This window comes from Paraburkholderia strydomiana, from assembly GCF_046030495.1.
Taxonomy (GTDB): Bacteria; Pseudomonadota; Gammaproteobacteria; order Burkholderiales; family Burkholderiaceae; genus Paraburkholderia; species Paraburkholderia strydomiana_A.
In genome coordinates, this window is the sequence record NZ_JAQQCJ010000002.1 from 403,281 (window position 1) to 425,197 (window position 21,917).

Here is a 21,917-nt window from a genome sequence, read left to right on the forward strand (position 1 = left end):
GCGAGCAGGCCGAATCAAATGACAGATCCAGTTCAGACTCTCACCGTCAAGGCGGGACATGGCCGTACCTTCGAAGTGAAGGCCGGCCAACGATTGACGATCATAGATGTGGAAGGCCAGCAGGCCGCCGATTTCGTCGCGGTCGTCGCCTCGAACCATACCGAGAAGCTGTCGCCGACCCACACGCGTCGTCAGCTTCGCACGCTGTTTTTCAATGTCGGCGACGCGCTGTATTCGTCGTTGGGACGGCCTCTGCTGCGGGTCGTCGAGGACACGGTCGGTGTTCACGATGCCAATGTGCCCGCGTGCGACGACACGCGTTTCACGGTCGATTTCAACGTGATCGGGCATCGCAACTGTCTCGACAACATGCACGCGGGTCTCGCGCTGTACGGTCTGTCGCCGTTCGACGTGCCCGAGCCGTTCAATCTGTTTCAGAACGGCCCGGTTACCGCCGACTGCCGGATGCAGGTCACCGATCCGACCAGCAAGCCGGGCGACCACATCACCTTCGATGTACTCGAAGACCTGGTGTGCGCGGTGTCGTCGTGTCCGCAGGACATTATCCCCGGCAATGGCCTTAAGGTCACCGACATTGCCATTTCCATCCTGCCCGCGGCGCCCGTCGCCGCCTGAACGGACTCAACCATGCTGCTTCTCAAAGAACCGCCCGCACGCCCCGCGCTGCCGCCGCAAACCATCGCCGTGCCCGCCGGCGAAAGCCGCGCCATCGAAGTCAAGGCCGGCCAGATTCTGCGCATCGAGGCGAAAGAACCCGGTGCGGTTGCATCGATGTTCGGCTTCAGCCGCATCAACGACGACGTCTACATGTCGGTCCATCACACGCGTGTCTTCAGCAATTCGTACGTGTTGCAGGCGGGCATGCGAATCGTCAGCAACCGTCGTCGCGCGATGATGGTGCTCGGCAAGGATTCGAGCGGCAAGCACGACTTGTTGCTGCCCGCATCCACGAGCGCGTATCTCGCCGAACAAGGCTACGTCGGACAGACCGGTTGCGTCGAATCGGTCGGCGCGGTGATCGGCACGCTCGGCCTCAAGCCGCCGAAGATGCCTGATCCGGTCAACCTGTTCATGCACGTCGCACTGCATCGAGACGGCCGCATCGAACCGCTGCCGAACACCACGCGCGCGGGAGATTTCATCGCATGTCGGGTCGTCACGGATATGACGTTCATCGTGTCGGCGTGTTGCACCGGAATTGCGGGGAACGACACGCCTGGTGCGCTCGAACTCTCGAGCGCAGAAGAACTCGACGAACTCTGATTCCGGGAAAACGCCGCAATGGGCTTCGACCCGCAAGTGATCCATAGCCTGCCGACGTTGATCGACGGCTGGTTGCTGACCGTGGAACTGACGCTCCTTGGCGCGACTGGCAGCGTCGTATTCGGCCATCTCGCACTGGCGATGCAACTGACGCGTATCGCGCCACTACGCTGGGTCGCGCGCCTCTACATCAGCTTCATGCGGGGCACGCCGGCGCTCGTGCAACTGTTCATGCTGTTCTTCGCGCTACCGCTGATCGGACTGGGCGGTCGACCGATGCTGGCCGCCGCGCTGACGCTCGGCCTGAACAGTGGGGCGTACACGGCCGAAATCCTGCGCGGCAATCTCCGGGTCGTCACGGCCGGTCAGTATGAAGCGGCGATTGCGCTCGGCATGGCGCCGTGGCGCATCGCGTTGCGGATTACGTTGCCGCAGATGCTGAAAGCGAGCTTGCCTGCGTTCGTCAACGAATTCACGATCCTGCTGAAGACCACGCCATTGGCGTCGGTCGTGGCTGTCACCGAACTCACGTATGCGGGACAAATGGTGATCGCGCGCACCTACACGTCGACGCAGGTGATGTTGTTCGTCAGCGTCGGCTATCTGGCGGTCGCGCTTCCCGTCATCTACGCCGCGCGACGCATCCAGCGTAAGCCGCGCGTACCGCGCGCCGCAGGCATCGCAACCGGAGTCGCACGATGAGGTTCGACCTCGGCGTTCTGTCAGGTTATTGGCCCGAACTCGTGCAGGGACTCGGCGGCACGATCTGGCTCTGTGCGGCCGGCGCGGCGATGTCGGGCGTACTCGGTGTGTTGCTGACGATCGGTCAGCGTCGCGGCGCGCCGTGGCTCGTCGCGCTGATTCGCAGCTATACGGCGTTGACGCTTGGTTTGCCCTTGCTCGTATTACTTTACGTGACGTTCTTCGTCTTGCCGGATTTTGGCGTGCTGTTGCCTGCGCCGCTCGTCGGCACCATAACGCTCGCGATCTATTACGGCCCGTACGTCGCGGAAGTGATTCAGGCCGCCATCGCCGCCGTGCCCGCGGGCACCGTCGAAGCCGGTGTCGCCATCGGCATGTCGCCGGCGAAAATCGCGCAACGCATCATCACGCCGCAGGCGCTGCCGCTGTTACTGCCCACGTTGACCGGCCTGTTGATCGGTCTGGTCAAGGATTCCGCGTTGCTGTCCGTGATCTCGGTTCATGAGTTCATGTTCGCCGCGAAAGCCGTCGTGTCCGACACCTACGCACCACTCGAAGTCTATTTCATCGTCGCGATGGTCTACTGGGCCGCGACATCCGTCATCCATCTCTCGACCCGTCATTGGGAACGCCGCCTCGGGCGCCCCCAACGGGTCGCCTTGCCCCGGTGATCAGCATGAACCTATCCGGCAACACGACGCGCGTGGCGTTGAAGGCGAGCGGCATCGTCAAGTCGTTTGGTCCGAATCGCATCCTGGACGGCGTCGACCTGACAGTCGCGCGCGGCGAAACGATCTGCGTACTCGGCCCGTCCGGTTCCGGCAAATCGACCTTGCTGCGCTGCCTGAACTGGCTTTCTCCGCCCGACGAAGGCGCGGTCTGGATCGGCGACGAGCGGATCGGTTTGCGTGAAAACGCGAACGGCTCGACCGGACCACGTCCTGACCGCGAGATCCGCGCGCAGCGCAGCCGGATCGGCATGGTGTTTCAGAGCTTCAATCTGTGGCCGCACATGACGGTGCTCGAAAACGTGGCGGAAGGCCTGCTGTCGGTCAAGCGGATGAGCCGCCTTGCCGCCAGCGACCTCGCGGTCGAAGCGCTGCGGCAAGTAGGGTTGAGTGGCAAGCGCACAGCGATGCCCGCGGACCTGTCGGGCGGACAGCAGCAACGCGTGGGCATCGCGCGCACTCTGGCGATGGCGCCGGAAGTGATCCTTTTCGACGAGCCGACCAGCGCGCTCGACCCGGAACTTGTCGGCGAAGTACTCGCGGTGATGCGCGGTCTCGCCGCGAATGACACGACGATGATCGTCGTCACGCATGAGATCGGCTTCGCGCGCGATGTCGCCGACCGCGTGATCTTTATGGACGGCGGACGCATCGTCGAACAGGGGCCGCCGGCCGAGGTGCTCGACGCACCGTCGTCGCCCCGTCTCCAGCAATTTCTCTACCGCTTCAACTCGGAATCTAAAAGCTCATGAGCTACACGAATCAACCCACATCGACCGTTCCCGCCGGCCACGGCAAAGCCGTTCGACTCAAAGCAGGCCAGGCCGTGCGCGTCATCAATACGCATGGCACCCAGGTGGTGGATTGCTGGGCCTGGAATGCGTACGACCTGAACGAATACATGTGCATGGAAACCACGCGCGTGTGGAACCAGCGGCTGAACCCGATCGTCGGCGACAGCTTCGTGACGAATCAACGTCATCCGGTGCTGACCGTAGTCGAGGATACGACGCCTGGCGTTCACGACACCTTCATGGCGGCCTGCGATCGCAAACGCTATGAACTGCTCGGCGTGCGCGGCTATCACCGCAACTGTTGCGACAACATGTTCGAAGGTATGTTCGAACTCGGCGTCACGCCGCCGCGCCAGAACCTCGCGTCCTTCAACATCTTCATGAATATTCGCGTGCAGCCCGACGGCATCACGCTCCATACCTTGCCCACCGTGACGAAGCCCGGCGAGTACATCACGTTGCGCGCGGAAATGGATTGTTTCGTCGCGTTTTCCGCCTGTCCGCAAGACATCGTGAAAATTCAGGGGCAAGGCGACAACACGCCAAAGCCCGTAGAAATTGCGGTGCTCGACAACTTCGAGTCGGATTTGCAAGGCACGCAATCGTGGGTGCCGGCCGCCTGAGCGTCCCAGTCCCTTAACCGATCACTTCGCGTACAGACACATGGCACTTCCCACTTTCGATCCCGACGCACCCGCCTTCACACGCACGGGCATCAACCTCGCGGACCCGCGACTCGGCGCGCAGGCTGTATTCACCAGTGACGATTTCTTTGCACCGATGGCACGCATGCTTGACCCGGAACCGGCCGTCTTCATTCCTGGCAAATACGACGAAAACGGCAAATGGATGGACGGTTGGGAATCGCGCCGCAAGCGTGAGACTGGCCACGATTTCTGCATCGTCAAACTGGGGGTGGCGGGCGAATTGATGGGCGTCGATATCGACACGAGTCATTTCACCGGCAACTTTCCGCCGGCTGCGTCGATCGACGCATGCCGTTGCGACGACGATATTCCGCCCGCCGAGGCACAATGGACTGAAGTGCTGCCCGCGACCGCGCTCAACGGCAACGCACATCATTATCACGCGATCGATTCGGCCACTCGCGGAATCTATACGCACGTGCGCCTCAATATCTATCCTGACGGCGGCGTAGCCCGTTTTCGCGTGTATGGCCGGCCGCGCCGGGAACTCGCGCCACGCGCGGAACTTGATCTCGCGTCCGCGATGAACGGTGCGCGAATCGTCGCCGCGAACAACCAACATTACGGTTCAGCGTCGAACCTGCTGCTGCCGATGCGCGCGGCCAACATGGGCGAAGGCTGGGAAACCCGGCGACGCCGCGAACCAGGCTGCGACTGGTGCATCATCGAATTGGCGACACCCGGTGAAATCAGTCAGGTCAGCGTTGACACCGCGCATTTCAAGGGAAATTTTGCGGACCGATGCTCGCTACAAGGCGCGTTCGTCAGCGCGGGAACGGACGAGTCCCTGATTACGCAATCGATGTTCTGGCCGGTATTGCTCGACGAGCAGAAGCTGGAGATGGACAGGGTACATACCTTTGCGCCAACCCGAAACATGTCTGTTACACATGTGCGTTTCAACATATTGCCGGATGGTGGCGTCTCGCGGCTGAGTCTGATGGGGCGCACCTCGACTTGATCGCGGGCAAGGCTTCGCCTGCATTAATCCGCAGTCTGCTCACGCCGGTTGCCCGACTCGCTCGTAAGCAGCCGCCCGTTGGCCGGCCGCGGGCGATTCCAGGCTCGCGCACAGCCGCGTTGCAGGGATCATCTGGCGATTTTGCTAAGGTAGTGCTGGGCGGCGCGCAGGACGTGCCGCTCTGCGAGCATGGCGGCCAGTGCCGCATCGCCCGACTGGACGGCGCGCAGAATGGCTGCGTGCTCTGCCCAGGTTATGCGGATTTCCTCGTCGTTGGTGTTGACGAACAGCATGCGTGTGCGATCGCGCAGCGAGCGCATCAGGTCGGTAAGCATGGAGTTTGCACCGGCCGAGTAGAGCAGATCGTGAAACCGCGCATTGAGGTCGAGCAGCCCGGCGGTTTCGCCCTTGCTCACCCGCGCATTGCCCTCGGCGAGCACTTCCTCGATTTCCGCGACCAGTTGCTGCGTGCAGTGCTCGGCAGCGAGACGGGCGTTCAAGCCTTCCAGGGTGGCGCGGATCTGCACCATCTCGCGTGCGGACGACGGTTCGAGCGAAGCGACCACCGCGCCATGACGCGGCCGCACTTCAACGAGTCCTTCCGCCGCCAGCGCCCGCAGCGCTTCGCGCACCGGCACGCGCGACACATTCAGATCTTCGGCAATGCGTCCTTCAACCAGACGGTCGCCTGGTGCGTAAGCGCCTGTCATGATGGATTCGCGGATGCGAACGAGGACAAGTTCAGACAGTTGCTTGTGCCGAATCGGGGCGGATCGCTCCTGCTTGCCTGTGGAGGCCGGCGAATCGGGGTGGGTGCTCATTAAGTCTCCATACGCTGGACGTCGCCGGCGGCGCCGGCATATCGAATATTCTAACTCAGTGACGGAGCGTTGTAGACAGTACACGGCATACCACATTCGGCTGATTCGAAGGCCGCCGCCCTGATGCCGCGATCGTTTGCGAACCGCATGCATACGGAATCGCGTGCGGTCAACCGCGCGGCACGCTGGCTAAAAAGGCAAGAATTTCGCTGCCCAGATAGGTTTCCCCAGAGTTGAAGTGCGCCACGATCGACGTGTGATTGTGGCCGCGCAGTTGCACGAACCTGGGCGGCACGCCGCGATGGCGCAGCACGTCGACGAACATCTGCGCGCCGTATTCATCCAGATACGGGTTCTCGTATTCCGCCACGGCGATCATCAGCGGTACAGACGAGCGCGTGACGTGGGTGAGCGGCGAGCGTGCGGCATACAGCGACTCGTCCGCGCCGAAATAGGTGCGCACCGGTTGCGCGTTGGGATTGCCAGGCCGCACATCGGCGACGACACGGGCGCTGATGAGTACCAGTCCCGCGACATCGGTTTCGCCGACCCGGCCGGCTAGTGCTGGATCGAACAGATACGCTGCGGCATGCGCGCCGCCTGCCGAATGACCGATGACGAAGATCCGGCGCGGATCGAATCTCGTGTGCGAAGCCAGTCCGCGGACAAAGACAAGTGCGTCCGCAACGTCTTGCGCGCCACCCGGGTAAGGTGCCTCGTCGGCCAGCCGGTATTCGATATTGAACGCGACGACGCCCTGGTTGGCGAACCAGTGGCACACGTTGTCGTAGATTTCGCCATTCACGCTCTTGTTGCCGCGGACGAAGGCTCCGCCGTGTACAAACACCACGGCGTCGCGCAACGCGCCGTCGCCATGTTCGTGAACGGATGCGGGCGGCAAAAAGATGTCGAGCGTATGCCGCGCGTGCGGACCGTAACGCACGTCGCGCTCGACGGCCGCGAGCTTGGGCGCCGCGGCCGCTATCGGCGTATAGGCGTCCACCACCATTTTGCGATTTCTCACGATATCCTCGCCCCAACGAGGACCGAGCGCATGCATGGCGCGGCGGTCTGTTTCGGCAAGCGCGCTGAACGGTTCCATGGCGGGATCGGGCTTCACCATGACACGCTCACGTCGCCTTTGACGAACGTCTGGCAGGCCATGCGATAGCCCGCCGCGAGTTCCTCCGCACTGAGGTGGCGTTTCTCCTTGGCCTTCACGGTGTCCGTATTTTCCATTCCCTGCTCGACCTTGCATTTGCAGGTGCCGCAGAGTCCACCGCCACATTTGAAGGGAATGCCGCCCTGCTCGCGCAACGACACGCGCAGCAGGTTGCTATCGGGCGGCGCTTGCACGGTTTTGCCGCCGTTCGTGATGAAAGTGACCTGAATCATGAGATAAACCTGTTCAAGAAGCGCCGGCCGGCTTGTCGAGCGGCACGATCTCCGCATCGGCGTGACTCGCACCTGCGAGATGGGACAGTGATTGAAAAGCCGCTTCGAGCGTGTCGAAGTGGTCGAAGAACTTGGTCGGCACGAAATTGACATTGGCGGGTGTGGCTTCATCGAAGATCCTCACGCGCGTTTCGCGCTGCAACTCGGCAATTGTGAAGGTGGCGACGTGTCGACTGTCGTAGCGGTACACGTACGACTGCAAGGGTTGCAGGCCGTCGGTGACTTCGCTGCGGTATTGTCCCGGCTTGCTGGTCAGAATGATGTACATGGCGCGATGGCTGAAGTCATGCAGGTAGTGTGTCGTCAGGGGGCGTGTCGTTCTGTGCCAGTTCGATGTCGTGATCAATCCATAGCTGGCAGGCGAGGCGATAGCCTCGTGCGAGACGCTCGCCGAGCTGCTTGCGCTCCTTCCAGTTCGGTTCGGGCAGATGCTCGGCCCCGCTGATAACCACGCATGCGCATTGCGCGCATTTCCCCATGCCGCACCCATAACGCAGGTGCGGATATGGAAACTGCCGGATGCCGGCGCGCACCACGAGATTGGTGTTGTCCTTGACCGAGTCACGGTACGACTCGCCGTTTCTGTGAAAGACCACGTTTGGCATTGCTTTCTCCTGGCTCTAGCCGCGATTAAGTAAGGCGGCACGCCGAGTGACATTAAGAATGTACATCGTATACAATAGCGGCGATCGGCGTTCTCAATTTTTGCTCTGCATCACGTCGATCCACCCAACAGTCCTTTTGGGCGGCGCGGTAAAGGCAACTCACCAATGCCCAAGCTCTATTTGCAGTATACCGTATACTTTAATTTGATCGTCAAGTTGTCAATTTGTCGGGCGCACGCATCTGGCGACCCGTCCGGCGTTTTTTCACCCTTCAAGGAGTGGCATCCGATGATTCATCTGACCGACCAGCAGATCGACGAACTGATCGGCTTTGACGACGCAATTCCCGCGCTCGACATTGCCTTTCGCACCTTCGCGCGCGGCGACGCCGCCGTGCAGCGGCGCGTGCGCACCGAGGCCGGCGGCGTGAAGCTGTCGACGCTCGGCGCAGTCGTTCCGGAGTTGGGCGTAGCCGGCGCCAAGGTGTACTCGACCATCGCTGGGCGATTCAACTTTTCGATCATCCTTTTTTCAACCGACGACGGCCGGCCGCTCGCCACGCTCGAAGCAAACGCAATCACCCGCTTGCGCACCGCGGCGACGACGGTGCTCGCGCTGCGGGCGCTGGCCAAACCCGGCGCACGCACCGTCGCCCTGTTCGGCACCGGCGTACAGGGACGTGCCCACGCGCACGCGCTTGCGGCGTTCACGTCGCTCAGAGAGTTTCGAATCGTTGGACTGGAAGGAACGGCTGAGCTTGCCGACGACCTCAATCGCACGTATGCGGAGCGCGGCGTCCAGGCGTGTCCGGCGTGCGCCGGGGACGCGGTTGAAGGCGCGGACGTCGTCGTGACGGCGACCCGTGCGACTGGTGCACTGTTCGACGGCAATCTGCTGTCTCCGGGCGCCACGATCGCCGCGATCGGATCGAGCCTGCCGTACACGCGCGAACTCGACGATACGACGGTGTCGCGTGCATCGCGAATCGTGGTGGAGTTGCGCGAACAGGCGCGAGAGGAAGCGGGCGATCTGATACAGACTGCGCCGGGCACGTTCGCCTGGGACGACGTGGTCGAACTGGGCGCGGTGCTCGAAGACCCCGCCACGGCACGCCGCGACGACAGCGACATCGTGTTGTACAAGGCTGTTGGGATCGGCTTGCAGGATGTCGCGCTGGCCGCCCGCGCCTATGCGCGCGCGACCGGCCACGCTGCCGCGCCGGGCGTCGCACCGACTTTGGCGTGACTGCCATGAAGGTCTCCCGTGAGCCGGCCGTGTGGGTGTTGCGCGCTTGCCGCTGATTGAACGCGTTGCGAGAGAGAAGGGCACGCACGGGAAGCGCGCCGGTCCAACCGGGTGAATGGCCGCCGGCGCGTTTGGTCGAACGCCGGCGGCGCGTCAGAGATAGCGCCAGCAGTTGGGCACGCCGCCCGCGCTGCCAGGTCTCAGCCTTGCACCTGTCGCCGCATGAGCATGTGACCGACAAGCGGGACTAAGATGGCGATCGCCACGCTGACCAGAAATCCCGCATCGATGCCAAACGGTGAGCCGGACATGCCGCCACCAATCTGCTGTAACGCGCTATCGACATGGCGGTCGGCTTGCAGTATGTCGCCCGCAATCCAGCCGAGCAGCGCCGCACCAACATAGGTCAGCGCAGGCAGACGTTTCAGAACCGCGATCATCGCGTTACTGCCAAAGGCAATGACCGGCGCGCCCACTGCGAGACCCATGAACACGTAAAACAGCCGAGAGGCTTCCGGCAGCGTTTGCGCGATGGCCGCCGTGGCAACCGCATTGTCCAGACTCATGGCGAAGTCGGCGCAGACGATCGTAAGGACCGCGCGCCACAATGCCGAGGCGGCGTGCGTGGTTTCCTCGTCGTTCTGATGCTGGAGCATTTGCACGCCGATCCACACCAGCAGCGCAGCGGCGATCACGTGCATGTATGGCACGGCGAACACCGCGCCAATCACGCCGATCAGCAGTAACCGGAGCACGATGCCGAGGACCGTGCCGAGCATGATGCCGATACGTCGCTGACGCGGCGCGAGGGAGCGGCAGGCCATCGCGATGGCGATCGCGTTGTCTCCGCCCAACAGCACATTGAAGAACACGATCTGCAGTACGGCCCAGCCGTCATGAGCGAGCGGGGCCGGCAAGCCTGGAAACGTCATTGGAAATGTGTTCCTTCAACTGATTGCAATTGCGACGACGGTAGCCGCGATCAGCCCGCAAATGACCGGCAGGAACAGCGCGCGCACCGCTTCGAGTACGGGAACACGGGCGAAGCCAGTCACCGCGATCAGCGAGGACCACGCGATCAGCGTGCCACCGCCCGTCCACACCGCGCCCATCTGTCCGATCGCGGCAAGCGTGGCCGCGGGCATGTGCGCCATCGGTGCAAGTGCGCCGGAGAGCGAACCCGTGAGCGGCAGCCCCGCGAAACCGGAGCCGTCAATACCGGTCACCATGCCCGTCAGCAGCACGCCGAATGACACGAAGACCGGGCTTTGCGGAATGAACTGGCTACACGCCTGGACCAGTTCGAACAGCAGCGAAGGCACATGCTGGCCCGGCGCAATGCCGAGAATCGTGCCCGCCGTGCTGCTGTCGCCGACGAAGAAGAAGCCGGCAATCGGCAACACCGCGCCCATCGCCTTGAATGCGAACACGAGGCCGTCGATGATGTGTTCCGCCGTGCGATCGAGAAAGCCGCGGCGACCGCTCGACAGCGTCGTCAACATCATGAGGATCGCGGCCACCCCGCCGATCAGCGCGGCTGCGTCGCCGCCACGGATCGTGTCAGCGCCGATGATCTGCGGGCGCGTCATGACAATCACGACGGCAAGAAACGCGAGCGGCGTAACGACCGAGAAGGTCTTGGACCACATTTCATGGCGCGACATCGCGGCGCCGCCGATCATGCCCGGCATGGTCAGCGCTGCGCCGCCGCCCGCCGAGGCGAGCGCCGGCTGCGGTTCGTTCAGGTGTCCACCGCTCGTGCTGCGGGCCAGTTCAGCCTTGGCGAAGCTGCCCTGGTGCAACTGCGGCGCGGGTTCCGCCGTGCCAGATTCGCCTTGCGCTTCCCACGAGATCAGATTTGCCGCGCCGGGTTTGCGCACGCTGCGCCGCACGGTCATGAACCAGGTCATGCCGAGCGCGACCGCGCCTGCCACGATCGAAAGCAGAAAGGCCGTGTTGGCGACAGTCAGCATGTCGGCGCCGGCAGCCTTCGCACTGATTCCGGGCGCGACCTTGATCACGTAATCCGACGAGAGCGCCATGCCCTGGCCGGCGATCGCGATGGCGGCCGCAGCGCCCAGCGGCGAGAGGCCAGCGTAGATCGCAGCGGGAATCAGAATGGCGCCTACCAGCGGCACCGCCGGCGTCGGCCAGAAGAACAGCGAGATCAGGTACGTGATCAACGCGAGGATGAAAAACGCCACGTGTCCATTGACCATGATCCGTTTGAACGGCCGGACCATGCGCACGTCGGCGCCGATTTCGCGCAGGCCGTTGAGCAGCGCCGTCATCAGCGCGATCACGAGGAAAATGTTGAAGAGTTCGTGCGCGGCGGTGAGGCTGCCCATGAAAATGGCCTGCAGGCCAGTCAACAGTTTGCCCGACGAGGCGACGGCCACCGCAAAGGTAGCGAGAATCGCGGGTACGACCACATTGGCCCGGAAGATCATTGTCGCGATGATGGCAACCACGCCTATCAAATAACAGTAATGGGCCGGTGTAAGTGACGAGAGGAGGTGCATGGGGGGAACCTCTGTTTGTAAGAGAGATAAGAGCGGTTGATCGGTATGCTATGTGCAGCTTGATGCGTGTCAAAAATGCGGGCTTTTTTTCTTTCTGTGGAATTGGCTGTCAGTCCGCCTCAGTTGCAAATTATTACGGATGACTAACAAAATACGACGTCGCCCGCCGCGAGTTGGTCTCTGTTTTGCTTTGCCGACGCTGATCCGTAGCGCGACGCGGTCCGCCAGGCCCGTCGGACCATCGACGCTCAGGCCTGCGCGTCTGACTCGGCCTGCTGGAACGTGAATCCGTCGGCGTAAAAATAACGGGCGCTCACGCCAAGTTCGGCGAACGCGCGTTTGGCCGAGGCGATCATGTCTGGCGAACCGCACGCGTAGACCGCATGCTCGGACAGGTCGGGAAACTGCGTGGCGACTGCCTGCTGCACATATCCTCGCGCGCCGGTCCATGTCTCATCCGCTCGCGACAGCACCGGCGTGTAGTCGAAGTCGTCGTGCTGTGCGGCGAGCGCCACGAGCGTATCGTGCAGATACAGATCTTGCGGCGTGCGTCCGCCCCAGAACAGCGCGATGGGCGGACGGTCCGGATCGGCGAGCAGTTCGCCGAGCATCGCGTAGAGCGGGGCGATGCCTGTGCCGGTCGCGATCATCACGATCGGGCGGTAGTCCTCTGCGTGATAGCCAAAGCCGCCGAGCGGCAACTCCACGTCGAGGGTGTCGCCGACCGCGAGCGTTGCCAGGCGCTCGCCCGTGAAATAGCCGCCTTCGATCCTGCGAATGTGAAAGGCAACGGTCGCCCCGTTTGGAGACGAGGCCATCGAAAAGCTGCGCACGCCGACTTCGCCGAGATGCACGTGCATGTATTGTCCTGGCCTGAACGCGATGCGCTCCTGTCCATCGATGGCAAGCGTGAGCGTGACCACATGGGTGGCGGCGTCCTCCAATGCAACCACCGACGCGCGATGCCGGGCGGCCGGCACCGGCGATGCAAGCGGACGGTCCGTACTGACGACAAGCGAAGACGTGGCGCGGGCCTGGCAAGCGAGCGCATAGCCTTCAGCCGCCTCCTGTTCGGAGAGTCCCGGCGGCATCTCGTCGTAGCGCACCGAGCCGCTCAGCAGCTTGACGCGGCAGGTGCCGCACGCGCCGAAACAGCATTCGGAGGGCAGCATCACACCGGCGCGAACGGCCGCGTCGAGCACGGTCTCGCCATCCGCGGCATCGAACGTGCATGCTTCCTCGATCCAGGTAACCTGATGATTCACGGCGCTACCTCTGCGTCAGTTACAGCTTGATATCGCTTTGAACGAGAACCTCGCGGCCCGAGTCGCGCAGCAGGTCGCGCAGCGCGGCAAGGCCGGCGAGCCCCGCGGCGGTGTCCTGCTCGCCGTTGCCGCCGCTCAGACCGATGCCGCCCACCACCTGCTTGTCGACAACGATCGGGAAACCGCCGACGAACACCGCGAATTTGCCCTCAAAGCTCCATTGAATGCCGAAGGCTTCGTTGCCGGGCAGCGCAGGGCCGTTCGGCGCAGTGTTGAACAGGTGCGTCGAGCGCTTGTGGCCCGCCGCGGTAAATGCCTTATTCCAGGCGATTTGCGGACCGGTGACGCGGCCGCCGTCCATGCGTTCCATGGCGAGCGGAAAACCGCCTTCGTCCGTGATGCAGATGGTTTCGAGCACGCCGATTTCCTGCGAGCGGGCAATGGCCGCGGCAATCATGTGACGGGCTTCAGCCAGTTCGAGTTTGAAGAAAGGTTTCATGAGAGACGAATACGAATAGGTGGACCGGGTGGCGTCAGACGCCGCGATAGACGGTTTTGGTCTGCAGATAGAACTCGAGGCCGTCGCGTCCCGACTCGCGGAACGTAGCCGTGCTCGAACGTTTGAGTCCGCCGAAAGGCGCATTGACGAGGTTGCCGGTGGTGGTGCGGTTGATCTTCACCGTGCCGGCCTCGATGTCGCCGGCGAAGCGGTCCATCAGCGCGGCGTCACGCGTGACGAGCGCGGCCGAGAGGCCATATTCGGTGTCGTTGGCTACGGCGATTGCGTCGGCGTAGTCGGCTACGTCGATCACCGCGATAACCGGGCCGAAGATCTCCTCACGGGCGATACGTGCATTGCGCGGCACGTCGATGAACACCGTCGGCTGGACAAAGTAGCCGTGCGCAAGTTCGCCGTCGATCAACTGCTCGCCGCCGGCGGCAAGCGTCGCTTCGCGCTTGCCGGCTTTGATGTACTCGAGCACCGTGTGCAACTGACTGGCGGTGGCCAGCGGACCGATCTGGGCGTCCGCTTCCATGCCATTGCCGATTTTTAGCGCGGCAGTCTTCTCGACGAGTTGCGCGACGAACGCCGCCTTGGCTTGGGGTGTGACGAGTACGCGGCTCGTGCCGGTGCATGCCTGGCCGGTCAGTGAAAAGCCGCCTTTGATCGTCAGATCGACCGCGAGCGGCACGTCGCTTTCTTCCAGCACGATCAGCGGATTCTTGCCGCCCAACTCCATCTGCGTACGCGTGGATAGCGACGCGGCGCGATGGATCTGCTCGCCCGCGGCGGTCGAACCGGTGAACGAAATGGCGCGGATTTGCGGCGCCTCGATGATCGCGGGACCGACCTCGCCGGCCTTGCCGGTGACGAAGTTCAACACGCCGCGCGGCAGGCCGGCTTCAATCAATGCTTCGGTCAGGCGCAATCCGGCAAGCGGCGCATCGGACGACGGCTTGAACACCACCGTGTTGCCGCACACCAGCGCGGGCGCGATTTTGCGCGCGGGGATCGAGACGGGGAAATTCCACGGACTGATCACCGTGACGACGCCGAGTGGTTCGCGTAGCGTGTAGACGCTCATCTTCGGATCGTCGTTCGGAAAGGTTTCGCCGCCGAACGATTGCGCTTCGATCGCGTAATAGCGCAGCGTCTGCGCGGAGCGCATGAATTCGTCGCGTGCAAGCGTGCGCGGCTTGCCTTCCTCGCGGGTGAGTTCGTCGCCGAAACGCTCGGCGTGCTGTTCGAGGTAATCGGCCGCTTTCAGCAGATACTTCGCGCGTGTTGCCACCGACAGCTTTTTCCAGCCCGCGAACGCAGCCGATGCCGCCTTGACGGCCGCCATCGCGTCCGCAGCGTTCGACGCCTGGAACCGGCCGACGAGGTCGCGCGTATCGGCGGGATTAAGGTTGTCGAAGGTGAGACCGGACAGGCTGGCGCACCATTCGCCGTCAATATGGTTGAAATAGGTGGGAGCGTTCATCATGATTGTTGCGTCCTGCAAATGGGGAAACCAGCTCATCTGAAGCGGCGAGACCATCATTGCGGCCCGGCGAACGGACTCCTCCGCGGGTTGCCGGCGGCCCGCAGCCCATGAGAATCGGCCTGACGCGACATGCGTCGGGCCGATCGAACCGTCAGGCCGCGAGACCCAGTTCCGGCAGCGAGATTTCCTTTTCCACGTAGTCGTGATAGAGCGCGGTCGTGTAAAGCAGCCGCATCTGCGCGCCCACTTCGCAAATCTTCAGGCAGCGCTGCTGCAGCTCCGGGGTCGTCGCGTGTTCGAGGACGATCTGGTAGCCGCGCTCGCCGTGAATTTCGTCGGACACGATGTGCAGGTCGAAGAACTCCACCTCCTCGTCCGTGAACTTGTACTTCTCGCGCAGCGTCGGCGTCTGCTTGCGATAGATGGACGGCACCTGCGATTCGAGACCCACCACCAACGCGGCGACCGCAACGATCGGGTCTTCTCGCATCGCCACCGAGTAGCACCAGCCTTGCAGGCCGCGCGTGGTGGGCGACATGTTGTCCGGATCGGTGACGCGTTCGCGCGTCGTGCCGCATGCTTTCGCGAAACGGATCAGCAGATCCGTGTGACGGTCGCCGCCGATCTCTTCCTCGTACATGTTGGCGAGCAGGAAGTCTTTCGCCTCGGTCATGTGTTCCGGCATGCGGGCATACAGGTAGCCCAGGTAATCCGCGAATGGGCCGACGTAGTGGTAGTGGTTCTCCGCCCAGCGCGCGAGGTGCGCGCGGCTCAGCTTGCCACTTGCCCACGCGATGCTGAACGGTGCCTGATTCGCACTCTTGCCCTTGATCGCTTGTTCCAGTGCGACGCGGAACGCGTCGCGGCTCATCAGTTCAGCCATAAAAAACTCCTTGTTCGTGAAGAGGAGGTGTTGATCCAAGTGGATCCGTCGTGCATTTCAGTACACTGTATACTGTCCGCTTCGCGGTGCCAACACTTTCTGATCGTTTTGCGGCTAGAACGCGTGACGCAGGCCGATGCCGGCCGCAGCCTGATTTTGCGTGCTCGACGCCGAGACGAACTGCGTGACCTGGGCGACCAGGCCGGCGGTCATCGCGTGCTGATAAGTGGCGAATGCGTAGACCTGCGTGCTCTTGGACAACGCGTATTGCGCGATCGCGTTGTACTGAAGGTAGCGGGGATCGCTGTCGTTCGCCTCGACGGTGCCGTCCGTGTAGGTCACGCCAAGGCCGGCGGAAAGCGCGGGCGTAAAGGAGTACAGCCCGTTCACCTCGTAGTTCATGAAGTGCACGTTCTGCCCTTCGAAGCCCTGCTTGTAGCTCGTGCTGGTGATGTTGGCACTGGCCTTGAGTGCGCCGAATTTGTACGATGCGCCGCCGCCGGCCGTCAGGAACGAGTGCGCAGCAAGCGCGTAGGCACCCACGGCGGAGTTCGTGTCCTTCCAGAACGTGCCTGGCGACAGATTGCCCGGCTGTCGCGCGTAGGTGGCGCCGAAGCCGACATACAGCGGTCCTTGCGCGTAGCTGCCGCCCACGCTCCACATGCTGTTTTCGCCGAAACTGCCGGCCACGCCGCCGAAGCTGTACATCGCGCTGCCCGTGAAACCGCCGTAGCTGTTCTGGTAACGCACGGCGTTATTGACGCGCACGCCGCGGTTGGTCAGATCCATGTCGCCGGGATGTTCCATGTACACAGACCAGTCGGCGGCGGTGAGTTGCGCCACGTAATCGACCATCGACTCGTACTGGCGGCCCATAGTCAACTGGCCCCAGCGGTCGTTGGCAAGACCCACGTACGCTTGACGCCCGAACAGCAAGCCACCTTGGCCGAGCGAGCCGTCGGTCACGTCAAAACCGTTTTCCAGCCGGAAGATGGCCGTGGTGCCGCCGCCGAGGTCTTCGGAGCCGAGAAAGCCGACCCGGCTGCCGCGCGTCGTGCCGCTGGAGGCGCCCCATGTGCTGCCGCCGCCCTGGTTGTTGACGTAGCCGAGCGAAGTATCGATCAGGCCGTACAGAGTGACGCTGCCTTGCGCGTAGGCCGCACCGGCCGAACCGAGGCAGCCGATCGCGGCGGCTGTAGACAGGAATTTCTTCATCGTAAACCTTGTGTAATGGCCGGCGGCGGGCGCGGCGCGGGGGATGGAAACAACTAAACGCTGAATTCGGTAGGAAGTATGCGGTATACAAAAAAGACGCAATTGTTTTTTGGTACGAGACAGGAGCGTGTGGAGCTCTCGCGGCCAGGCAACGAATTTAAGAGTGAATTGTTCTTCCAGAAGGCACGCGGAAAGGACTTGACGTCACGATCGGAAAACGCTGGCCGAGGGAAGTATCGGTGTGTCGCACCCGGAAGCAGCGGTCGTCACCGTCATGGGATTGCTGCCCGGCAGGTGAACATGTTCGTTCATCCGGCGACGCAGGAAGAGGTGCCAGGTGCGCGGCTCCATGGGAGCTCTATCGGGCACGGCAAGGCGGATGAAGCATGGCTTGCTGCCCTTCATGAACGGACGTCACCGCATGGCCACCCGAGCAGACCGTCGGTTTCATGTTCGAGCGTCTCGACGCCGGCGACTTCGACATGCTGTGTCCCGACGACGATGTGCCGCGTTCGATCGACGAACTGCGCATTCCAAGGGCGGCAGGCGATATCGTAGAGAATCGCTCCGCGTTAGCGCGCTGGCATCCGGACTACGCCAGGGCATTCGAAGCCTTCATCAAGCAGCTGCGTCGACTCAAAGCTGCGTCGACTCAACGGGCGGCGCAGCGCACAACCGGCTGTTCATGGCCTGCGGGCAGTAGCTGTACGCGCTATACGTCGATGCAACCGCAGCGGTCTCAACCTGAGCGCGTCGGCGGGTTGCGCCCGCGCCCGGTCGGCCGCGGCGCCACCGCATACAGGCCGGTCACGATGCGAACTCATACGACCTCAAGACGTGCGCTGGCGCTCGCTGAACGGAACGCCACCTCTTGATTTGGAATCTGGTGAAGACTCGACGATCTGCACGACAACCTGTTCGGCGGCGACACCGAAGCTGTCAACCACAGCTTTGGTAATCCCCGTCATCAGCGCTTTCTTTTGCTCGGCCGAGCGGCCCGCAACTGCGTAAACAACGACTTCCGGCATAACGTACTCCAATGGGGTGGTAAGGAACTGCAGTTGGAATCCTGGCGGCACTGCACGTCTTGATCTTCGCCTCGGGATCGGCCCGGGCCGCGCTACGGGCGGAAGTCTACCTGCGTAAGCTCTTCGCACACCTGCCATAGTCGGCCGGCAATCGACGCGTCCTTTGCCGGCCTGGCGACGTTCGCTTCTCCAATCCTGCTTCCCCGTGCCTCCAGAAAGCCTTGCGGGCCATAGTAGCCACCGTCGCTGACGTCAGGCGAAGTGGCGGCGTAAAGGGTCGGCAGGGCGCCGGCATGATCCGTATTCAGCAGGCTACCGATGACATGACCAAGAAGCTCGCGAGCAACTGCTGAAATCGCGGAGCGATCCCCAGCCCGAAACAGATTCGTGTTGGCGACGCCAGGGTGAGCGGCAACCGACATGACACGCGAATTCGCAGCGCGCAAACGCCGGTCGAGCTCGAACGCAAACATCAGATCCGCGAGCTTCGATTGCCGATAGGACTGCATTGGCGAATAGGTCTTTCTGGATTGGAGGTCGTCAAAATCGATGCGTCCGTGTTTGTGCGCGATGGAAGCGATCGTGACGATGCGCGGTCGATCAGGCGAATCGGCCGCCGCCAGTCTGAGAGCGGGCATCAGGAGCGCGGTCAACGCGAAATGGCCGAGTACGTTGGTGCCGAACTGGAGCTCGAAGCCGTCGGCAGTCTCAAGCCGTTTTGGCGGCGCCATGACGCCAGCGTTGTTGACCAGAATGTGAATGTGGCGTTGGCTGGCCAGCTCCTTACGTGCGAACTGGCGTACGGACTCGAGGGATGCGAGATCGAGAATCGCGAGTTCGGCGCGAGCGTCGGGCACGGCAGCGTTCAGCCTGGCTAAGGCGTCTTTACCGCGCTGTTCATCGCGGCACGCGAGTATGACTTGCGCACCTTTGCGCATCAACACCAATGCGGCATGGTAGCCAATGCCGCTGTTCGCTCCGGTGATGAGCACTCGCTTGCCGGTCTGCGGCGGAATATCGGTGATGGTCCACTGGTTGTTCATAGTGCTTCGGCTCGGCATAGTGATAGTCGCCTTCGAGACTACCATTAGCGAGTCGCGGGCGTCGCTATCGGCCAGGTCGCGTACTGCATGCGGAGGATGCCGGTTCGCGCTCCGGGAGGGGTGGTGCGTTCCGAAGTCACGGCGCGTGCTGGTGAGGCGCTTCTGTACGTGATCGCCGGTCAGCTATCACGAACGCCGATGACCTGGACGGAGATGAATAGTCGAAGGCCATCGCGTCACTCCGCTGCCAGCCGTCCTGCACCGTGCACGACACTCCGTGGATCGGGCCGGGCGCGCGAACGCGCCGGCGGTCAACCCGTTCGGCCAGCCGGCAACCCGGTGCTCGACTGTGCGCCTGACCCGCAGCCGCACCCCGCTCCATGCTGGTGCGTGTAAACCGCGCGTTCGTTGATTTGACGTTCGGCGCTCCCGGCCGACGACATAAAGGCCAGCGCAGGCATGGCCAGCATCCGCTGCGCAATAGCGCTACACGTGGGGCAAGTACAGATCGCGTCGCGTTCGGCGACGGCACGCATGACGGAGAACGCGCCACAGGTTTCACAACGATAGGGATAAATCGGCATGGCCTTTCTTTCCTCTTTCCTCGAAATAAGAAGTTCTGCAACAGACTGGCGCATGCCAGTTACGCGGGCCGTAACCGTTCGGGAATCGATGGTGTTCACGGCACGATCGTCCGCGCCAGGCCGGCCATGCCCGCGCGCGGCGACGCTGACGCAACCGGGTGCGCAAGCGTCGCGAGCCGGGGAAGCCGCCCGATACGACGGGGCGGACAGGAACACCGACTCGAGATTAGTGGGTGACCCGATGTCATTTCCTCAACGCTTGGGCAAGTACTTTTTGTCGACCTTACAGATATAGGTGTATTTCGGATTCACCATCTGCGTACAGCGCGCTTCCGCGATCTGGCCGAGCAGCATGTAGGCTTCGGCACCCGGAATGCCGTAGCCCTCCTCCAGCCAATAGACCATTTCCTCGAACGCGATACGCAGCGCGTCGTCGAGCGGCCGCGCGCAGCCGACCGTACAGATGTGCGTCGGTGTCTCGATGCGCGGCCAGGTCATGCGGCTCGGTGCGCGCACGAGATCGACCTTGAGCTTCAGGTGGCCACGAATTTCGATTGCGCCCATGCCGTTACACTCGGCATCGCCCTGCAACGCGTGCACGTCGCCGAAATACAGATACGCGCCTTCATGGAACACCGGAAACATGATGCGATTGCCGTTCGTGACTTCCTGGATGTCCAGGTTGCCACCGTGGGTGCCGTTGTCGACGGTGAGCGTGCCGCCCGCCACCGGGGCCACACCGATCACGCCGATCATGGGCTTGGCTTCCAGCTTGAGCGAGTCGCTCCAGTGAACAATGCCATTTTCGACGACGACGTTGCGATTCTGGATGCCGAATTCTTTCTTGCGGACCCAATCGGGAAAAATGCCGATACCCGGCCACAGGGCGGTATAACCAAGACCGTGCACGCCAACTTCGAGGACGTCGATCACGACCATGTCGCCGGGCTTCGCGCCGCGCAGGCGCACGGGCCCGGTGGCTGGATTGACGAACGGAAGCTTCACTTTCGACTCGTCCAGCTTTTCGTCGAGCTGCGTGATCAGGTGGCCGCCAATGTTCAATTCGGTTTCGACCTCGAAGGTTTCGCCAGGCGAGACTTCGGCGATGAAACCGTCGGTAGCCGACAGTGCGTACTTCAGGTCATCCTTGCGGATGATCTGGTGATGGCTGGATAGCGTGCTCATAGGATGCTGCGTACTCCTTCAGGGGTTGCTGAATGCCGGCCGCCGGCAACGTCGCCGCGGATGGCTTAACTCAATCAAACTTGTGCCAGGGCATGAGGAATCGCTCGAGCCGACCGACGAGAAACGATAGGAAGAGCGCGAGTGCGATGGTTACCACCACGCCGGCAAACACTTTGGGGATGATGTAGAGGCTGCCCGCCTTGAAGATGGCATGGCCGAGCCCGTCGTCTGAAGACATGAATTCGCCGACGATGGCACCAATCAACGCAAAGCCGACCGTCAGCCTGAGGCCCGCGAAGATGTCGCGCAGCGAGGCGGGGATCACCAGCTTGCGGAAAGTCTGCCGCTTGGTCGCGCCGAGCGTGCGCATCTGATTGATCTGGTCGTCATCGACGCTGGTCGCCCCCTTGTACGCGGTGACCAGCGCGACCACCACGACGGATAGCGTCGACATGGCGAGCTTCGAGCCGAGTCCGGTACCGAACCAGATGATGACGATGGGCGCGAGTGCGACGATCGGAATCGAGCCCAGCGCAACGATGAACGGCTGCATGACCTTCGAGACGAAGCGCGAATACCAGAGCGACAAGCCGAGCACGGTGCCGATGACATTGCCGAACAGAAAGCCGAGCAGCGTTTCCATGCCAGTCACGCCGGCGTCGTGCACGAGACTGCCGTCCTGCTGCATCTTGACCAGGTAGCCCCAGATCTGGCTGGGCGAACCGAACAGGAAGGCGAGCGCCTGACTCGAGGTCGCAACTTGCCACAGGGCGAGCAGGGCAGCGAGTAGGGCGATCTGACAGGCGGCCACGACGAGCTTGCCGCGGCAGCGGCGCACCAGCCTGCGCCATTTGACGGATGCCGGCGCATACGGGGGGGCCGGGGAGCGGTGTTCTTGCACG

General features: G+C 62.7%; 26 protein-coding genes. 9 read left to right on the forward strand and 17 right to left on the reverse strand.

The window, feature by feature from the left end:
* Positions 1 to 18 precede the first annotated feature (18 nt).
* Genes PQQ53_RS04940 through alc form a run of 7 tightly spaced genes read left to right on the forward strand, consistent with a single transcriptional unit; the run spans position 19 to position 5,176 of the window.
* Entirely contained in the window at positions 19 to 636 is a 618-nt protein-coding gene (locus tag PQQ53_RS04940; protein WP_408147270.1) for a DUF1989 domain-containing protein, read from the forward strand.
* 12 nt (positions 637 to 648) lie between these two features.
* On the forward strand, positions 649 to 1,284 hold the full coding sequence (locus PQQ53_RS04945) for an urea carboxylase-associated family protein (RefSeq protein ID WP_408152309.1): 636 nt from the start codon (positions 649 to 651) through the stop codon (positions 1,282 to 1,284).
* 18 nt (positions 1,285 to 1,302) lie between these two features.
* Complete coding sequence (locus tag PQQ53_RS04950) at positions 1,303 to 1,986, forward strand: amino acid ABC transporter permease (protein ID WP_408152310.1); 684 nt, start codon at positions 1,303 to 1,305, stop codon at positions 1,984 to 1,986.
* Entirely contained in the window at positions 1,983 to 2,657 is a 675-nt protein-coding gene (locus PQQ53_RS04955) for an amino acid ABC transporter permease (protein WP_408152311.1), read from the forward strand. Before PQQ53_RS04950 ends, PQQ53_RS04955 begins: the two co-directional genes overlap by 4 nt.
* Positions 2,658 to 2,662: 5 nt before the next feature.
* The gene (locus PQQ53_RS04960) at positions 2,663 to 3,466 is read left to right on the forward strand and encodes an amino acid ABC transporter ATP-binding protein (protein WP_408323340.1); all 804 of its coding nucleotides are present in this window, start codon (positions 2,663 to 2,665) and stop codon (positions 3,464 to 3,466) included.
* Positions 3,463 to 4,131: a DUF1989 domain-containing protein gene (locus PQQ53_RS04965; protein ID WP_408147280.1), complete on the forward strand. Its 669-nt coding sequence runs from the start codon at positions 3,463 to 3,465 to the stop codon at positions 4,129 to 4,131. Before PQQ53_RS04960 ends, PQQ53_RS04965 begins: the two co-directional genes overlap by 4 nt.
* A 40-nt stretch (positions 4,132 to 4,171) precedes the next feature.
* Positions 4,172 to 5,176 carry an allantoicase gene (gene alc / locus PQQ53_RS04970; protein WP_408152313.1) on the forward strand — a complete coding sequence of 335 codons (1,005 nt, stop codon included), beginning with the start codon at positions 4,172 to 4,174 and terminating at the stop codon, positions 5,174 to 5,176.
* Positions 5,177 to 5,304: 128 nt separating this feature from the next.
* On the opposite strand, the gene PQQ53_RS04975 is transcribed toward alc, so the two are convergent.
* From PQQ53_RS04975 to PQQ53_RS04995, 5 genes are all read right to left on the reverse strand, one after another.
* On the reverse strand, positions 5,305 to 5,997 hold the full coding sequence (locus PQQ53_RS04975) for a GntR family transcriptional regulator (RefSeq protein WP_408147284.1): 693 nt from the start codon (positions 5,995 to 5,997) through the stop codon (positions 5,305 to 5,307).
* Between the two features lie 169 nt (positions 5,998 to 6,166).
* On the reverse strand, positions 6,167 to 7,021 hold the full coding sequence (locus PQQ53_RS04980; RefSeq protein ID WP_408323341.1) for an alpha/beta hydrolase: 855 nt from the start codon (positions 7,019 to 7,021) through the stop codon (positions 6,167 to 6,169).
* Positions 7,022 to 7,113: 92 nt separating this feature from the next.
* Positions 7,114 to 7,392, reverse strand: a complete 279-nt coding sequence (locus tag PQQ53_RS04985) for a 2Fe-2S iron-sulfur cluster-binding protein (RefSeq protein WP_408147288.1) — start codon at positions 7,390 to 7,392, stop codon at positions 7,114 to 7,116.
* 13 nt (positions 7,393 to 7,405) lie between these two features.
* A complete protein-coding gene (locus PQQ53_RS04990) occupies positions 7,406 to 7,720 on the reverse strand; it encodes a hypothetical protein (RefSeq protein WP_408147290.1) in 315 nt (104 codons plus the stop codon).
* 16 nt (positions 7,721 to 7,736) lie between these two features.
* A complete protein-coding gene (locus tag PQQ53_RS04995; protein ID WP_408147291.1) occupies positions 7,737 to 8,057 on the reverse strand; it encodes a 2Fe-2S iron-sulfur cluster-binding protein in 321 nt (106 codons plus the stop codon).
* 288 nt (positions 8,058 to 8,345) lie between these two features.
* On the opposite strand from PQQ53_RS04995, the gene PQQ53_RS05000 reads away from it, so the two are divergent.
* Positions 8,346 to 9,302, forward strand: a complete 957-nt coding sequence (locus PQQ53_RS05000) for an ornithine cyclodeaminase family protein (protein WP_408323342.1) — start codon at positions 8,346 to 8,348, stop codon at positions 9,300 to 9,302.
* Positions 9,303 to 9,502: 200 nt separating this feature from the next.
* Here PQQ53_RS05000 and PQQ53_RS05005 read toward each other — a convergent pair whose 3' ends face one another.
* The 7 genes from PQQ53_RS05005 to PQQ53_RS05035 all read right to left on the reverse strand — a co-directional run bounded on the left by PQQ53_RS05005 (position 9,503) and on the right by PQQ53_RS05035 (position 17,175).
* Positions 9,503 to 10,219 carry a YjbE family putative metal transport protein gene (locus tag PQQ53_RS05005; RefSeq protein ID WP_408323343.1) on the reverse strand — a complete coding sequence of 239 codons (717 nt, stop codon included), beginning with the start codon at positions 10,217 to 10,219 and terminating at the stop codon, positions 9,503 to 9,505.
* Between the two features lie 30 nt (positions 10,220 to 10,249).
* Positions 10,250 to 11,824, reverse strand: a complete 1,575-nt coding sequence (locus PQQ53_RS05010; protein WP_408147297.1) for a hypothetical protein — start codon at positions 11,822 to 11,824, stop codon at positions 10,250 to 10,252.
* Positions 11,825 to 12,072: 248 nt separating this feature from the next.
* A complete protein-coding gene (locus PQQ53_RS05015; protein ID WP_408152317.1) occupies positions 12,073 to 13,089 on the reverse strand; it encodes a 2Fe-2S iron-sulfur cluster-binding protein in 1,017 nt (338 codons plus the stop codon).
* 19 nt (positions 13,090 to 13,108) lie between these two features.
* Positions 13,109 to 13,588, reverse strand: a complete 480-nt coding sequence (locus PQQ53_RS05020) for a GlcG/HbpS family heme-binding protein (RefSeq protein WP_408147300.1) — start codon at positions 13,586 to 13,588, stop codon at positions 13,109 to 13,111.
* A 34-nt stretch (positions 13,589 to 13,622) separates the two neighbouring features.
* The gene (locus tag PQQ53_RS05025; protein ID WP_408152318.1) at positions 13,623 to 15,077 is read right to left on the reverse strand and encodes an aldehyde dehydrogenase family protein; all 1,455 of its coding nucleotides are present in this window, start codon (positions 15,075 to 15,077) and stop codon (positions 13,623 to 13,625) included.
* A gap of 151 nt (positions 15,078 to 15,228) precedes the next feature.
* Complete coding sequence (locus PQQ53_RS05030) at positions 15,229 to 15,960, reverse strand: iron-containing redox enzyme family protein (RefSeq protein ID WP_408147304.1); 732 nt, start codon at positions 15,958 to 15,960, stop codon at positions 15,229 to 15,231.
* A 114-nt stretch (positions 15,961 to 16,074) separates the two neighbouring features.
* Entirely contained in the window at positions 16,075 to 17,175 is a 1,101-nt protein-coding gene (locus PQQ53_RS05035; protein ID WP_408152319.1) for a porin, read from the reverse strand.
* A gap of 449 nt (positions 17,176 to 17,624) precedes the next feature.
* Here PQQ53_RS05035 and PQQ53_RS05040 point away from each other — a divergent pair, with 449 nt between their 5' ends.
* Entirely contained in the window at positions 17,625 to 18,050 is a 426-nt protein-coding gene (locus PQQ53_RS05040; RefSeq protein ID WP_408323344.1) for a hypothetical protein, read from the forward strand.
* On the opposite strand, the gene PQQ53_RS05045 is transcribed toward PQQ53_RS05040, so the two are convergent.
* The 5 genes from PQQ53_RS05045 to PQQ53_RS05065 all read right to left on the reverse strand — a co-directional run bounded on the left by PQQ53_RS05045 (position 18,006) and on the right by PQQ53_RS05065 (position 21,916).
* On the reverse strand, positions 18,006 to 18,203 hold the full coding sequence (locus PQQ53_RS05045) for a tautomerase family protein (protein ID WP_408147309.1): 198 nt from the start codon (positions 18,201 to 18,203) through the stop codon (positions 18,006 to 18,008). The two genes, PQQ53_RS05040 and PQQ53_RS05045, sit on opposite strands and share 45 nt — an antisense overlap.
* 92 nt (positions 18,204 to 18,295) lie before the next feature.
* A complete protein-coding gene (locus tag PQQ53_RS05050) occupies positions 18,296 to 19,246 on the reverse strand; it encodes an oxidoreductase (RefSeq protein ID WP_408152321.1) in 951 nt (316 codons plus the stop codon).
* A 311-nt stretch (positions 19,247 to 19,557) separates the two neighbouring features.
* Complete coding sequence (locus PQQ53_RS05055) at positions 19,558 to 19,929, reverse strand: FmdB family zinc ribbon protein (RefSeq protein ID WP_408152322.1); 372 nt, start codon at positions 19,927 to 19,929, stop codon at positions 19,558 to 19,560.
* Positions 19,930 to 20,082: 153 nt separating this feature from the next.
* Positions 20,083 to 21,015 (reverse strand): acetamidase/formamidase family protein, encoded by a 933-nt coding sequence (locus PQQ53_RS05060; protein ID WP_408147313.1) that lies wholly within the window; start codon positions 21,013 to 21,015, stop codon positions 20,083 to 20,085.
* A gap of 70 nt (positions 21,016 to 21,085) precedes the next feature.
* On the reverse strand, positions 21,086 to 21,916 hold the full coding sequence (locus tag PQQ53_RS05065; RefSeq protein WP_408152323.1) for an ABC transporter permease: 831 nt from the start codon (positions 21,914 to 21,916) through the stop codon (positions 21,086 to 21,088).
* Position 21,917 lies beyond the last annotated feature (1 nt).